We start from the raw sequence: 14,290 nt of genomic DNA, 5'->3' as shown, positions 1-14,290 counted from the left end.
TAAAGCAAAAAAATCGCTAAAAAAACATTAAACCGTTGCCAAGCCTGGCCTTGGCGGCGAAGAAACAAGGAACACCGAACGTGAAATCTCCGCTCGAGGCACTGCCGGCCCAACTGGGCGAGCTGATGCTCCGCGATCAACAACGCCTGCGTCGTCGCCTGCAGGGCGCACGAAAAATCAAAAATCCCGATGCCCAGCTGGCGGTCGCCGCCGACGTGGAAAGCGACATCGCGACGGCGCGGCAAAAAGTGCAGGCGCGCGCCGCGTCTTGCCCGCGCATTACCTATCCGGAAAGCCTGCCGGTCAGCCAAAAAAAGCAGGACATCTTAAACGCTGTCCGCGACCACCAGGTGGTGATCGTCGCCGGGGAGACCGGCTCGGGAAAAACCACCCAGTTGCCGAAGATCTGTCTGGAGCTGGGGCGTGGGGTGAAAGGGCTGATCGGCCATACCCAGCCGCGCCGCCTGGCGGCGCGCACCGTCGCCAACCGCATTGCCGACGAGCTGGAAACCCCGCTCGGCGGCAGCGTGGGCTACAAGGTGCGCTTCAACGATCAGGTGGGGGAAAACACCCTGGTCAAGCTGATGACTGACGGTATCTTGCTGGCGGAGATTCAGCAGGATCGCCTGCTGATGCAGTACGACACGTTGATCATCGATGAAGCGCACGAGCGCAGCCTGAATATCGACTTTATTCTCGGCTACCTGCGCGAACTGCTGCCGAAGCGCCCGGATCTCAAGGTGATCATCACCTCGGCGACCATCGATCCGCAGCGTTTCTCGCGCCACTTCAACAATGCGCCGATCATCGAGGTTTCCGGCCGCACCTACCCGGTGGAGGTGCGTTACCGCCCGGTGGTGGACGACGGCGATGATACCGACCGCGACCAGCTGCAGGCGATTTTCGATGCGGTGGACGAGCTTGGGCGCGAAGGGCCGGGCGACATTCTGATCTTCATGAGCGGCGAGCGCGAGATCCGCGATACCGCCGACGCTTTGAACCGTCTCAATTTGCCGCACACCGAGGTGCTGCCGCTGTATGCGCGCCTGTCGAACAGCGAGCAGAACCGGGTTTTCCAGTCGCACCACGGCCGCCGCATCGTGCTGGCCACCAACGTGGCGGAAACCTCGCTGACGGTGCCGGGCATCAAATACGTCATCGATCCGGGCACCGCGCGCATCAGCCGCTACAGCTTCCGCACCAAGGTGCAGCGCCTGCCGATCGAGCCGGTGTCGCAGGCCTCCGCCAACCAGCGTAAAGGGCGCTGTGGCCGCGTGTCGGAGGGCGTGTGCATCCGTCTGTACTCTGAACAGGATTTCCTCTCGCGGCCGGCGTTTACCGATCCGGAAATTCTGCGCACCAACCTGGCGTCGGTCATTCTGCAGATGACCTCGCTGGGGCTGGGCGACATCGCCGCGTTTCCGTTTGTCGAGGCGCCGGACAAGCGCAACATTCAGGATGGCGTGCGCCTGCTGGAAGAGCTGGGGGCGATCACCACCGCCGATAACGGCCACTATCAGCTGACGCCGCAGGGCCGGCAGCTGGCGCAGTTGCCGATCGACCCGCGTCTGGCGCGCATGGTGTTGGAAGCGCAGAAGAGCGGCAGCGTGCGCGAGGTGATGATCATTACCGCCGCGCTGTCGATTCAGGATCCGCGCGAGCGCCCAATGGATAAGCAGCAGGCCTCGGATGAAAAACACCGCCGTTTTGCCGACAAAGACTCGGACTTCCTGGCGTTCGTCAACCTGTGGGATTATCTGCAGGAGCAGCAAAAGGCGAACTCTTCCAGTCAGTTCCGCCGGCTGTGCCGCAACGATTTTCTCAACTACCTGCGGGTGCGCGAGTGGCAGGATATCTATACCCAACTGCGCCAGGTGGTGAAAGAACTGGGGCTGCCGATCAACAGCACGCCTTCCGACTACCGCAGCGTCCACACCGCGCTGCTGACCGGCCTGCTGTCGCACATTGGCCAGAAAGATGCGGACAAACAGGAATTTACCGGCGCGCGCAACGCCCGCTTCTCGATCTTCCCCGGCTCCGGCCTGTTCAAGAAGCCACCGAAGTGGACCATGGTGGCCGAACTGGTGGAAACCAGCCGCCTGTGGGGACGCATCGCCGCGCGCATCGAACCGGAATGGATCGAGCCGCTGGCTCAGCACCTGGTGAAACACAGCTACAGCGAACCGCACTGGTCGAAGTCGCAGGGGGCGGTGATGGCCAGCGAAAAGGTCACGCTGTTTGGTCTGCCGATCGTTGCGGCGCGCCAGGTCAACTACGGCGCCATCGATCCGCTGCTGTGCCGTGAGCTGTTTATCCGCCATGCGCTGGTAGAGGGAGACTGGCAGACGCGCCACGCCTTCTTCCGCGAAAACCAAAAGCTGCGCGCCGAGGTGGAAGAACTGGAGCATAAATCGCGCCGCCGCGACATTCTGGTGGATGACGAAATGCTGTTCGGCTTCTACGATCGCCGCATCCCCAACGACGTGGTGTCCGGCCGTCATTTCGACAGCTGGTGGAAGAGCGCGGCCAAGCAGCAGCCGGATCTGCTGAACTTCGAAAAAGAGATGCTGATCAAAGACGGCGCCAACAAGATCAGCGCGCTGGATTACCCGAACTTCTGGCATCAGGGCAACCTCAAGCTGCGGCTGAGCTACCAGTTTGAACCGGGCACCGACGCTGACGGCGTGACGGTGCACATCCCGCTGCCGATCCTCAACCAGGTGGAGGAGCAGGGCTTCGAATGGCAGATCCCCGGCATCCGCCGTGAGCTGGTGATTGCGCTGATCAAGTCGCTGCCGAAACCGGTGCGTCGCAACTTCGTGCCGGCACCGAACTACGCCGAGGCGTTCCTTGGCCGCGTAACGGCGCTGGAATTGCCGCTGCTGGACGCGCTGGAGCGCGAGCTGCGGCGCATGACTGGCGTGACCGTGTCACGTGATGACTGGCAGTGGGATCAGGTGCCCGATCATCTGAAGATGACCTTCCGCGTGGTGGGCGAGAAAAACCAGACGCTGCGCGAAGGCAAAGATCTGGCCGCCTTGCGCCTGCAGTTGAAAGAGAAGGTGCAGGAGACGCTGTCGGCGGTGGCCGATGACGGACTGGAGCAGAGTAACCTGCATGTCTGGAGCTTTGGCCAATTGCCGGCGTTTTACGAGCAGAAGCGCGGCGGCTATTCGATGAAGGCATACCCGGCGCTGGTGGATGAAAAGGACAGCGTGGCGATCCGCCTGTTCGACAGCGAAAGCGAGCAGCAACAGGCGATGTGGCAGGGCACGCGTCGCCTGCTGTTGTTGAATATTCCTTCACCGATCAAATACCTGCATGAGAAACTGCCGAACAAAGCCAAGCTGGGGCTCTATTTCAACCCGTACGGCAAGGTGCTGGAGCTGATCGACGACTGCATATCGTGCGGCATCGACAAGCTGATCGCCGAACACGGCGGCCCGGTCTGGCAAGAAGCAGACTTTGCACGGCTGCAGGAGCAGATCCGCGCCGAGCTGAACGACACGGTCGTCGAGGTGGCCAAGCAGGTTGAACAGATCCTGACGGCGGTCTTCAACATCAACAAACGGCTGAAAGGCCGGGTGGACATGTCGTTGGCGCTGGCGCTGTCGGACATCAAGACCCAGCTCGGCGGGCTGGTTTACCGCGGCTTCGTGACTGGCAACGGATGGAAGCGCCTGCCGGATACGCTGCGCTACCTGCAGGCGATCGGGCGGCGGTTGGAAAAACTGGCTATTGATCCGCACCGCGATCGCGCGCAGATGTTGCGGGTGGAGCAGGTGCAGCAGGCGTGGCAGCAGTGGCTGAACAAGCTGCCGCCGAAGCGACAGCAGGAGGAAGAAGTAAAAGCGGTGCGCTGGATGATAGAAGAGCTGCGCGTCAGCCTGTTCGCGCAACAGTTGGGCACGCCTTACCCGATCTCCGATAAGCGCATTTTGCAAACTATCGAGCAGCTTTCGAGCTAAGCTCAGCCGCACCGGCCGGCAAGCGGCCGGCGCAGCGCAAGTTGAAATTCGCAGAGCAGAGCAACAGCAACGGCGCATAATGCGCCGTTGAGAGAGGATTATTTGCCTGCCGCCAGCGCGTCCAGCGCTTCGCGGATACCGGGCACCGCCAGGGCACGGTTATCGGCGCGATAGCGATCTTTCGCCGCCGGTGCCGAGCTTTGGATGGCGATCAGTTGCCAGCCGTCGGCGGTTTTCAACAGCAGCGGCGAACCGCTGTCGCCGGGCAGAGTATCGCACTGGTGCGACAGTACGCTTTGCTGGGCCCAGCCGGTGACCTTGCAGTTTTGGTGGCTGTAGAGGTCATCCAGATGATCCTCCGGGTAGCCCGCTTGAGTTATCAGCCGTTTGGCCTGTTTCAGGGCCTGAGTCAGCGCCTTGCTGTCGCCTTGCCACAGCGGCAAGGGTGCGATCGGCAGCGGTTTTTTGTCTTTCAGACGGATCAGCGCAAAGTCATAAGCGGCCGCGGCGGGCGGGACGATCCAGCCATCACCGTCCGGCTTCAGCTTTTTGCCCAGTTTGCTGTCGACCAGGGTCTCGATATTGTCGGTTTGATACTGCCACGACTTATCACCCGCCACGAAGCGCAGAGCGATGGCTTTATCCAATTGCCCCGGCGGTGCCAGCACGCAGTGGCCGGCGGTCAACGCCAGGTGTGGGGAGATCAGCGTGGCGGTACACAGATTGCCGCTGGCGGTTTCGACCTGGCCGATGGCCTGCCACGGCTTGGCGTCGGTATCCGTGACCTTGATTCGTTCATCTTTGCCGAAAAACAGACGCGTTTGCTCGGCCTTGGACGGGCCGTCTGCGCGTGCCGCCTGAGAAGCGATGAGCGGGAGTGAACACAGCAACAGTAAAACGGATATGCGCATAGATCTCTTGCCTGACAAATACGGATCATCCATAAACACACTGAATGCTAACTATAGACTGATTTAGCAGCCATGTGGATGGGCAATAATTGATTTTTCAATAATTTCCCGCCGGCGATGCGGCAGGCTACAGGTAAAAAAAGACGGCGATCAGTCCGCAAAGGATCAGGGCGGTCAGAACGATCTCGAACAGGTAGCGGCGCAGCATCAATGAGAACCCCCCGATGAAAAAACACCCGGTGAACCGGGTGTCGTACACGTCAAGCCTGAAACGGTGAGGGGACCCTCACGACATTACGCTTTTTTGTGGCTGGCTTTCTTGTGGTGCTTTTTAGCCGCCTGGGCTTTTTGCGCCGGGGCTTTCTTGCCGGCTTTTTTGTGATGCTTTTTGGCCGCCTGAGCTTTCTGAACCGGGGCTTTCTTGCCGTGGTGTTTCACCTGAGCTTTAGCCGGCGCAGCGGTGGCGGTGGTTGCGGTAGCCGCAGGTGCGGTGGTGGCAGCCTCGGCAGCGAAAGCCACGGAAGACAGACCCATTGCAGCGGCAACAACCAGAGCTAATACTTTTTTCATCGCAGAATCCTCAACATGACTTTTGGGTACCAACCCCACTGCGGGGCCGTTGAGATGATAGTAGGCAAACGGCGTCCGGCTTTCCGTGAGTGATTGGTTTCGGCATGTAACCTAATGTACAGGGCGGCGGTGGCGAGGGGGATTGCTGCTATAATGACCGCCAGACAAGAAAAAAGGGATTTAAAATGAACGAGATAACGATTCGTTGTGGCGTGACTGAACAGGGCGAGGTGCCGCTGGCCTATGAGGACTGGGGCGATGAGACGCACCCGCCGTTGTTGCTCATCATGGGCATCGGCGCGCAGCTCCTGTTGTGGCCTGACGACTTCTGCCGCGCCCTGGTGTCCATGGGGTTTCGGGTGATCCGTTATGACAACCGCGACGTCGGCCTTTCAGGAAAAACGCAGGCACAACGCTCACAGCCATTGTGGCTGCTGATGTTGCGCGCCCAGCTTGGCTGGCAAACGCCGGTGCCTTATACCCTGGCGGACATGGCAACGGACGCGGCGCATCTGCTCGATCATTTACGCATTCCGCAGGCTCACGTACTGGGCGCTTCGATGGGGGGGATGATCGCCCAGGTGCTGGCCGCCGAATACCCGCAGCGCGTCGCCTCGTTATGCATCTTGTTTTCCAGCACCAATCAGCCGCTGTTGCCGCCGCCGGCGCCTTCGCTGCTGTGGTTGCTGGTGCGCCGGCCTGCCGCCGATATGACGCTGCAGCAGCGCCAGGAAGGGATGAAGGCCTTTCTGCGCGCGCTTGGCACCGCGACTTATCCACCGGAGGAGGCGGAGCTGGATGCCCTGGTGACGCGGTTGCTGAAGCGGGGTGTGGATCCGGCAGGCATGCAGCGGCAACTTTCCGCGTTGCTAGGCAGCGGCGATCTGCGGCGTTACAGCCGGCGCATCGCCGCGCCGACGCTGGTGAGTCACGGCGATCGCGATCGGCTGGTGCGCAAGGCCGGCGGGGTGGCGATCGCTCGGGCCGTCGCCAACGCCAGATTGCAGATTATGCCGGGCATGGGGCATGACCTGCCCGCCGCGTTGAGGCCGCAGCTGGCGGCGATGATCGCCCGCCATGCATTGGGATGAGAGGCCGGTTGGTTCGGTATTTTTGCTTTTTTAGTTACAACATACTAATGGTGGGTGGCCACCCGCCACTCTGTAGCCAAGGCGTTACCCGCAGGAAAGTGCACTATGGAACAGTGTCAGGTCAACCAGAGGAAAAAAGGGCGCGGCAGGGCCGCGCCAGGAGAGATTACAGGTAGCGGTTTTCCAAATGCTGACGGAAGTAGCGTGGGTTGAGCGCTTCACCGGTCGCGTTGGCGATCAGCGTCTCGGTCGGGAAGCGGCTACCGTGGCGCCAGATGTTGTGCTGCAGCCAGTGGAACAGCGGCTGCAGATTGCCGGAGGCGATATCCTCGCTCAGCGAAGGCAGGGCCTGGCGCACGCTGTGGAACAGCTGCGCGGCGTACATCGCGCCGAGGGTGTAAGTCGGGAAGTAGCCGAACGCGCCGTCTGTCCAGTGGATATCCTGCATGCAGCCGTTGCGATAGTTGCCGATGGTGTCGAGGCCGAGGTAAGCGTGCATCTTTTCATTCCACAATGCCGGAATGTCTTCCACTTCGACCTCGCCTTCGATCAACGCTTTTTCAATTTCGTAGCGCAGGATGACGTGGGCAGGATAGCTCACCTCGTCGGCGTCGACGCGGATCAGGCCCGGTTTAACGCGCTGGTTGAGGCGAATGAAGTTGGCTTCTTCCAGCGCCGGCTGTTCGCCAAATTGCGCGGTGACCAGCGGACGCAAGATTTTCAGGAATTCATTGCCGCGCGCCAGCTGCATTTCGAACAGCAGGCTCTGCGATTCGTGGATGGCGGTAGAGCGGGCCAGGGCGACCGGCTGGCCGAGCAGATCGCGCGGCAGGTTCTGTTCGTAACGGGCGTGGCCGGTTTCGTGCACGATACCGAGCAGCGCGGTCAAGAACTCTTTTTCGTTGTAGCGCGTGGTGATGCGTACATCTTCCGGCACGCCGCCGCAGAACGGGTGGGCGCTGACGTCGACACGGCCGTTGTCGAAGTTGAAACCGAGCAGTTTCATGACGCTCAGGCTCAGCTGGCGCTGGGTGTCCACATTGAACGGACCTTGTGGCGCCTGGCAGGGCTCATTAGCCTGTTTGGCCACCACGCGCTGCAGCAGATCCGGCAGCCAGGTTTTCAGATCGCCGAAGATGCGGTCGAGATCGCTGCTGCGCATGCCCGGTTCATACAGATTGAGCAGGGCGTCGTAACGGCTGGTGCCGGCCGCCTGCGCACGGATCTGCGCCTCTTCCCGGCTGAGTTTGACCACTTCGCGCAGGTTCTCGGCGAAGCCGTCCCAGTCGTTGGCCGGGCGCTGGGCGCGCCAGGCGTGTTCGCAGCGCGCGCCGGCGAGCGATTTGGCTTCGACCAGCGACGCCGGTAGCAGCACCGCGTCTTCATACTGGCGGCGCATTTCGCGCAGGTTGGCGCGGTCGATCTCGTCCAGCGTCTCTTGCTGCGCGCGATCCAACAGCGCGCCGGTGCTTTCCGCTGTTAAAAGCTGGTGCTGCAGCACGCTCAGCTCGGCCAGTGCTTCGGAGCGCGCCTTGCTGCCGCCCGGCGGCATCATGGTTTGCATGTCCCAACCGGCGATGGCGGACAGGTGGCCGAAACGCGACAGACGGCTAAAAAGCGCGCGCAGGTGATCGTAAGCAGACGTGTTGGAATGTGCAGATGTCATTATTATTCGACTCCAATGAGAAGGGTCCGGCGGTATTACGCCAGATCGGCTTTTAAACTGAATGTCGGCTTCACCGGCCAACAGAAACGGAAACTGGCGCCGCCGAGCGAACTGCTCTCGACGAACACCTGTCCCTGGTAGGCGACGGCGATGGAATGGACGATGGCCAGCCCCAGTCCGCAGCCGCCGGTGGCGCGATCGCGGCTGGGATCGAGGCGAACGAAAGGCTCGAATACCCGCTCGCGCTCTTCCGGCGGGATACCCGGCCCGTCATCTTCGACCTGCAAACAGGCGAGGTCGCCGTCGAACCACAGACCCACGCGCAGACGCTGCTCGGAATAGCGCAGCGCGTTATTGACCAGGTTATCGAGCACGCGTTCCATCAGGCGCAGATCGACGCCGCCAAAGTCGCCGACGTGCGGGATATCGAGCTGGATGTCGCGTTCCTGATGAATAAGACGGATATCGTCGATCTTGTCCTCCAGCCACTTTGGCAGATCGATGGGTTCAATGTTTAGCGCAACCTGCGGCCGGTCCAGGCGGGCATAGGTCAGCAGCTCGTCGATCAGCGACTCCAACTGGCCGATATCGCGGTTCAGCGCCTGCTGTTCGCCTTCGGACAGGTTATCGCTCATCTCGAGCCGATAGCGCAGGCGCACCAGCGGCGTGCGCAGCTCGTGCGCGATGCCGTCGATCAGCTGTTTCTTGCTGGCGATCAGGGTGTTGACGTTGTCGGCCATCTGGTTGAACGCCACGCCGAGCCGGCTCAGGCTGGAAGTGGGATCGAAGTGGGTGCGTTCATCCAGATGCCCGGCGCCGAGCCGCTGGGCGGCGTTTTCCAGTTTGAGCAGGTCTTGCCAGTGCGGCCGCATCCACAGAAACACCGGCAGCGCCAGCGACATGCCGATAAACACCAGCAACACCAGATCCAGCAGGCGCATCTGGTGCAGATAGAACAGATAAGGAATGGGGCCGACCACCAATACATAGTGGCTGCGCGGAATGCGCTGCATAAAGGTGTACTGATCGTCGAGGGCGATGATTTCACCCAGCCGCAGCCGCTTTTTCAGATCCTCGCTCAGTTCCTGTTTGCCGAGCGGTTCGATATGCAGCTTGAACGACAGATTGAGATCCAGCGTGGCGATAGTCTTGTTCCAGTCCTTCAGCGGGATTTCGCGCAGCTCGCTGCGCATCAGGTACAGCGAGCTTTTCATCAGATCGTCCATCGACTGGCGGCCGGCGCGCTCGGCGGTCACCTTGTACACCAGGCCGACCAGCATCGCCATCACCAGAAAACAGACGAACAGCAGCAGGAAGAACTGGACGAAAAGTTTTCTCATTGTTGCACCGATGCCCAGGCGTTAGGGGCGAACAGATAGCCTTTGTTGCGCACGGTTTTGATGCGGAACGGCTCCAGCGCATTGTCGTACAGCTTACGACGCAGGCGGGAGATCGCCACGTCGATGCTGCGATCCATACCGTCGTAGCTTACGCCGCGCAGGTTTTGCAACAACGCCTCGCGATCCATGATCTGCCCGGCGTGGGTCGCCAGCTCCCACAGCAGATCGAAATCCGAGGTGGACAGGGTGATGGTTTCTTCGCCCAGCGTAACCTGACGGTTGACCGGATCGATGCACAGCAGCCCGAAATGCAGCGCGTTATGCTGGGTGAGCGGCTGAACCGACTCTTCTTTCGGCTGTTGGCTGTGTTGGCGCAGGTGCAAACGCAGGCGCGCCAGCAACACCGCCGGTGGCGTGGTTTTCAGGATATAGTCGTTGGCGCCCATCTCCAGCGACAGGATATGGTTCATGTCACTGTCGAGCGAAGTGAGCAGCACGATCGGGCCGGGGAAGGTAGGGCGCAGATCGCGGCACAGCGTCATGCCGTCTTTGCCGGGCAGCATGATGTCCAGCAGCACCAAATCGGGTTGCTCGCGCTCGATGCGCGCCTGCGCGCTGTCGCCACGCGGTTCGATCAGCACCTCGATGTCATGTTTGCCCAGATAGGCGGCGATCAGTTTGCCGACTTCAGGATCGTCTTCCACAAAAACAATTTTATGCATATGCCCGTGTTTTAATATAAAAAGCGGATTTGAGCATAGCGCGGCCCGCGACGTTGCGCCATGCGGATCTTGGCGTCAGCGCAGCGGCCGGCCGCCGTCGACGCCGTGGGTGCGGCCGGTGACGTAGCGGCTTTCCAGCAGGTAGTTCACCAGATTGACCACTTCACTTTCGCCGGGCGCGACCTTCATCAGCGATTTCGCCAGCGCCTGCTGGCGATAGGCTTCGTCGTCGCCCGGATTGAAGATGATCAGCGCCGGCGCGATGGCGTTGACCTTGACCTCCGGCGCCAGCTTGCGGGCAAACGAACGAGTCATATTGTCCAGCGCAGCCTTGCTGGCGGCGTAGGCGATATGCTTGTCGCTGCCTTTTTCCACCACGTAGTCGGTGAGATGGATAATGTCGGCGCCAGCCTGGCCCTGGCCGGTCAGACAGGATTCGAGCAGCTGGTTGAGCAAATAGGGCGTGTAAACGTGAATTTGCAGCATTGCTGCCATCACCTGTTCCGGCGGCACCTCCGGTGACTCGGCCTGCCAGGCGCTGGCGTTGTGGATCATCGCGCGCAGCTTGGGCGCCACTTGCCGCACCTGGTCGGCGAAACGGTAGATACCTTCATGTGTGGCAAAGTCGCCCTGAATGCAGCGGGCGCCCAAGGCCTGCAACTCGGCCATCGCCGGATATTCGCTGCGATAGGCGATAATGACCGGAACGCCGCGCTGGAGAAACGCTCTGGCGAGCGCCAGCCCTATGCGCCGCGCGCCGCCGGTAATCAGCACCGGGGCAGAGTTGGGGTGTTCCATTGATTAAAGCTCCTGGACAGACTGGCAAACAATAGGGGAATTATGCCATCATACGGCGGAAAGTCGTTAAAGCTTCGCATGATTATCCATTTCTGGATGTAAGATCCCCAATGCATTTCAGGTTGCCGTCCGGCGGCGGCTTGAAAGACCACGGGTTAACACTGGCCATGAGAGGAATGAGGGGATGAACAGCAATCACCTTGCATCCATCGCGCGCAGTGAGAAAATCTGTTTTGACTACATGGATTTTCTGTCCGCATCGTGCAGGAAGCACTGGCGCTTTGTTGATGCTATTTATGGTGTGATGCCGATCTTCGGCATGGTGTTGAAATCGCGCGTGACCACGTCACAAACGCGCAAAGAGCAGTTGAAAGAGCTGGCGTTGCAGGTGGTGTCAACGCAGGTTAGCGATGAAACCAATATCGTGCGCCTGATTGACCTGGCGCAGCAGCAGGGCCTGACGGTATTTGATATTCAGCTGCCCTATGCGCTGGAGGCGCAACAGCTGGCGGCCATTCAAAAAGAGTGCGCGGAAGGCATTGCGATCACCCTGGTGGGTGAGCGTATGACCGTCACCATTCCCCCTAAAAGCTGACCGGGAATCAACCCGGCCGCCCGTTCATGGTTAGGCAATTGACCTGCTGAGATGGCCTAACCATGAACGTGAAATCTCACGCCGCGTGACGCGTGCTGTCTAAAGTCGGGTCCCGGCATTGGGACCGGAACGCAGGGTGTAAATACTGTCTATATGTATTAACACCGCGTATTTCGGCGGATTCATCCCGTTTTTTTCTGCAAATGCCAGCGCCTCGTCAAACGGTTTGCCCGTCAGAAACAGTTCGGGTGTACCAACGAAGCGGTAGCCGTCCAGTGCCTCGCGGTCGATGACCACAACGGCCATTTTCGAGCCTTCCTTGATGTTTTGCAGCGTTTGGCCACCGGTATTTTCGTTGTAAATCAGTGTACGGTCATCATAGAGGCGCAGAGAACGCTTGGGGCCGATATCGGGCACGCCGCTCGGGCTGCTGGTTGCCTGCACTGGCAGCTGTTTAGCCAGCATCTTCTTCATCTCGTCATTCAATTCATTCATGGGCAGATTACCCCTCAGGTTGATGTGTCACTGTTAATGCACGGTGGCGGAATGGTGGGTAGCGGGCGAGCAGATGCTGGTTTCCGGCAGGCGGTGCTCGCGCAGTAAGTGCAGGGTTTCAATCCTGAAGCGCAGGAGGTGCCGCTCAGCGATCTGCTGCATCTGTTCGCACAGCGACGAATCGGCTAAGAGTTGCTCGATAGCGACTCGGGCCTGATGAACATGCAGCTCGATGCCGCGCAGAGGCTTCTGCCGCAGGCGCAGATGGGTGATGTTGTTGAACGTGACGATCAGCGCGGCAAGGGCAGACTCGAAAATACTCAGCGCTTCAAATCTGGCGGTATAGTCCGCATTCAGCCAAGGCTTCTCGGCGATGATCGCCTGAGCCCCCTCCAGCGCCTGTTGATAGCTGGTCATCGCCTGGCGATCGTGCCGCTGATTAAACGCCGTGTTGCCCTCGGCGATCAGCGCCTCCCAGGCGGCAAACAAAGGTAATGCGTGCAGCAGTTTCTCAGCCATGAAATGCCTTCCATTTTCAGCCTGTCTTCATCCGCCGCCTGACGCCTCTCGCCAGGGGCACTCGCGTCTTACCACTAACCAATAAATGATAATGATAATTAATTGCATTTGAGATCGCAAGCGTGGCGCATGGCTGACTGTGCAAAGGGGGGAGCGTGGTAGCAGGGAAAAAGAGGAAGCAAAATGCGGCTGACGGGCAGCCGCATTGACGGGGCACTTTAGTGCAGCATAAACCAGCCGGCGGGCAGCGTGGCCACCAACAGCAGTAAGATACTGCCTTTTTCCAGGCGATTCAGCAGATTGATATCCTGATGGCCGCGGCGGGCGTACATGAACACCAACAGGCCCGGCGCATACAGCAGCACCGACATCAGCAGGTGCATCAGACCGGAAGCGTACAGCAGCCATAAACCATAGACGCAGGCGCCGGTGGCGGCGAAGATCAGGCGTTTGTCGCGGCGGCGGTAAGCCACCTTAAACAGAAATGCGCCGACCAAGAAGTAAGGCACCAGGATCATTTCCGACGCGATGGTCAACAGCGAGTTGTAGTTGCTACCGGTCAGCCAGATCAGCACCAGCGCTAGCTGCACCGCGATGTTGGTCAGCCACAGCGAAGACGCTGGGGCGTGATGGCGGTTCTGCTTGCCGAACACGCGCGGAAACGCGCCGTGCTGTGCGGCCAGCAGCGGCACTTCCGCCGCCATGATGGTCCAGCTGAGGTAGGCGCCGCACACGGAGATGATAAGACCGGCGGCGATGATCACGTCTCCCCACGGGCCAATCAGTTCCACCATCAGCACCGCCATCGACGGATTGCGCATGTCGGCCAGTTCGCTGCGCGGCACCACGCCCAGCGACAGCAAGGTGACCATCAGGTACACCGCCAGCGCCGACAGCACTGCCAGCATGGTGGCGCGGCCCACGTCTTTCTTATTGCGGGCGCGAGCAGAAACCACCACGGCGCCTTCCACGCCGATAAACACCCACAGGGTGATCAGCATGGTATCCTTGACCTGTTCCCACACCGGCTTGCCGAGGGCGACACCTTTGAAATCCAGCGTGAACACGTCCATTTTGAAGGCGATCGCCGCCAAAACGGCGAACATCCCCAATGGCAGCAGCTTGGCGAGGGTGGCCGCCAGGTTAATGCTGGCGGCAGTTTGCACGCCGCGCAGTACCAACGCGTGCACGATCCACAGCAGGGCGGATTCGGCGATCAGCGCCTGCCAGGTATTGCCGTCACCGAGAATCACGTTGCCGCCGCGATCGGTGAAAATACTCAGCGCCGCAAACACGATCACCAGATACGAGACGTTGGCGATCACGGCGCACAGCCAGTAACCCCAGGCGGAGCAGAAGCCCATCAGCTCGCCGAATCCTTCTTTGGCGTAGGTGAAGATGCCGCCGTCCAGATCCGGGCGCAGACGCGTAAGCAACAGCATGGCGAACGCCAAAAACAGAATGCCGACGCCGGTGATCCCCCAACCCAGCAGCAACGCGGCGGGGCTGGCGACCTGCGCCATGTTTTGCGGCAGACTGAACACGCCGGCGCCCAGCATCGAGCTGAGCACCAAAGCGGTTAGCGCGGTAAGACCGAGTTTTTTTTCCAATGACG

Annotated in this window: 12 protein-coding genes; 3 read left to right on the top strand and 9 right to left on the bottom strand. The window is 60.3% G+C overall.

The window, feature by feature from the left end; translation table 11 throughout:
• Nucleotides 1–80 precede the first annotated feature (80 nt).
• The gene (gene hrpA / locus ACSJLU_RS12790; protein WP_380825157.1) at nt 81–3,968 is read left to right on the top strand and encodes an ATP-dependent RNA helicase HrpA; all 3,888 of its coding nucleotides are present in this window, start codon (nt 81–83) and stop codon (nt 3,966–3,968) included.
• Nucleotides 3,969–4,066: 98 nt separating this feature from the next.
• Here the strand turns inward: hrpA and ACSJLU_RS12785 are convergent, their stop codons facing one another.
• Entirely contained in the window at nt 4,067–4,879 is an 813-nt protein-coding gene (locus tag ACSJLU_RS12785) for a trypsin-like serine peptidase (RefSeq protein ID WP_380825160.1), read from the bottom strand.
• A 294-nt stretch (nt 4,880–5,173) separates the two neighbouring features.
• Complete coding sequence (gene asr / locus ACSJLU_RS12780; RefSeq protein ID WP_025302975.1) at nt 5,174–5,449, bottom strand: acid resistance repetitive basic protein Asr; 276 nt, start codon at nt 5,447–5,449, stop codon at nt 5,174–5,176.
• Nucleotides 5,450–5,634: 185 nt separating this feature from the next.
• Between asr and ACSJLU_RS12775 the strand changes: the two genes are divergently transcribed.
• On the top strand, nt 5,635–6,540 hold the full coding sequence (locus ACSJLU_RS12775) for an alpha/beta fold hydrolase (RefSeq protein WP_380825163.1): 906 nt from the start codon (nt 5,635–5,637) through the stop codon (nt 6,538–6,540).
• 166 nt (nt 6,541–6,706) lie between these two features.
• On the opposite strand, the gene ACSJLU_RS12770 is transcribed toward ACSJLU_RS12775, so the two are convergent.
• The 4 genes from ACSJLU_RS12770 to folM form a co-directional block, all read right to left on the bottom strand.
• Nucleotides 6,707–8,206, bottom strand: a complete 1,500-nt coding sequence (locus ACSJLU_RS12770; RefSeq protein WP_261464125.1) for a carboxypeptidase M32 — start codon at nt 8,204–8,206, stop codon at nt 6,707–6,709.
• A 35-nt stretch (nt 8,207–8,241) separates the two neighbouring features.
• On the bottom strand, nt 8,242–9,546 hold the full coding sequence (rstB, locus tag ACSJLU_RS12765) for a two-component system sensor histidine kinase RstB (RefSeq protein ID WP_164063268.1): 1,305 nt from the start codon (nt 9,544–9,546) through the stop codon (nt 8,242–8,244).
• Nucleotides 9,543–10,268, bottom strand: coding sequence for a two-component system response regulator RstA (rstA, locus tag ACSJLU_RS12760; protein ID WP_004938307.1), 726 nt, complete (start codon nt 10,266–10,268; stop codon nt 9,543–9,545). The genes rstB and rstA overlap by 4 nt, the downstream gene beginning before the upstream one ends.
• Before the next feature lie 75 nt (nt 10,269–10,343).
• Nucleotides 10,344–11,066, bottom strand: a complete 723-nt coding sequence (gene folM, locus ACSJLU_RS12755) for a dihydromonapterin reductase (RefSeq protein ID WP_025302971.1) — start codon at nt 11,064–11,066, stop codon at nt 10,344–10,346.
• A gap of 184 nt (nt 11,067–11,250) precedes the next feature.
• Between folM and ACSJLU_RS12750 the strand changes: the two genes are divergently transcribed.
• Nucleotides 11,251–11,661, top strand: coding sequence for a hypothetical protein (locus ACSJLU_RS12750; RefSeq protein ID WP_049295707.1), 411 nt, complete (start codon nt 11,251–11,253; stop codon nt 11,659–11,661).
• Between the two features lie 99 nt (nt 11,662–11,760).
• Here ACSJLU_RS12750 and ACSJLU_RS12745 read toward each other — a convergent pair whose 3' ends face one another.
• The 3 genes from ACSJLU_RS12745 to ACSJLU_RS12735 all read right to left on the bottom strand — a co-directional run bounded on the left by ACSJLU_RS12745 (nt 11,761) and on the right by ACSJLU_RS12735 (nt 14,285).
• Entirely contained in the window at nt 11,761–12,156 is a 396-nt protein-coding gene (locus ACSJLU_RS12745) for a pyridoxamine 5'-phosphate oxidase family protein (protein WP_025302969.1), read from the bottom strand.
• 33 nt (nt 12,157–12,189) lie between these two features.
• Entirely contained in the window at nt 12,190–12,675 is a 486-nt protein-coding gene (locus ACSJLU_RS12740) for a hypothetical protein (protein ID WP_261464123.1), read from the bottom strand.
• A 218-nt stretch (nt 12,676–12,893) separates the two neighbouring features.
• Entirely contained in the window at nt 12,894–14,285 is a 1,392-nt protein-coding gene (locus ACSJLU_RS12735; protein ID WP_049207475.1) for an amino acid permease, read from the bottom strand.
• Nucleotides 14,286–14,290 lie beyond the last annotated feature (5 nt).

The organism is Serratia bockelmannii (assembly GCF_051803255.1).
Lineage (GTDB): Bacteria > Pseudomonadota > Gammaproteobacteria > Enterobacterales > Enterobacteriaceae > Serratia > Serratia bockelmannii.
The sequence above is the reverse complement of the archived record's forward strand: the minus strand, read 5'-3'. Positions and strand labels throughout refer to the sequence as shown.

What these genes read in the sequence shown, in the direction of transcription:
- ACSJLU_RS12785 (WP_380825160.1), bottom strand. Translation starts at nt 4,879, where the DNA reads ATGCGCATATCCGTTTTACTGTTGCTGTGTTCACTCCCGCTCATCGCT.
- asr (WP_025302975.1), bottom strand. Translation starts at nt 5,449, where the DNA reads ATGAAAAAAGTATTAGCTCTGGTTGTTGCCGCTGCAATGGGTCTGTCT.
- ACSJLU_RS12775 (WP_380825163.1), top strand. Translation starts at nt 5,635, where the DNA reads ATGAACGAGATAACGATTCGTTGTGGCGTGACTGAACAGGGCGAGGTG.
- ACSJLU_RS12770 (WP_261464125.1), bottom strand. Translation starts at nt 8,206, where the DNA reads ATGACATCTGCACATTCCAACACGTCTGCTTACGATCACCTGCGCGCG.
- rstB (WP_164063268.1), bottom strand. Translation starts at nt 9,546, where the DNA reads ATGAGAAAACTTTTCGTCCAGTTCTTCCTGCTGCTGTTCGTCTGTTTT.
- rstA (WP_004938307.1), bottom strand. Translation starts at nt 10,268, where the DNA reads ATGCATAAAATTGTTTTTGTGGAAGACGATCCTGAAGTCGGCAAACTG.
- folM (WP_025302971.1), bottom strand. Translation starts at nt 11,066, where the DNA reads ATGGAACACCCCAACTCTGCCCCGGTGCTGATTACCGGCGGCGCGCGG.
- ACSJLU_RS12750 (WP_049295707.1), top strand. Translation starts at nt 11,251, where the DNA reads ATGAACAGCAATCACCTTGCATCCATCGCGCGCAGTGAGAAAATCTGT.
- ACSJLU_RS12745 (WP_025302969.1), bottom strand. Translation starts at nt 12,156, where the DNA reads ATGAATGAATTGAATGACGAGATGAAGAAGATGCTGGCTAAACAGCTG.
- ACSJLU_RS12740 (WP_261464123.1), bottom strand. Translation starts at nt 12,675, where the DNA reads ATGGCTGAGAAACTGCTGCACGCATTACCTTTGTTTGCCGCCTGGGAG.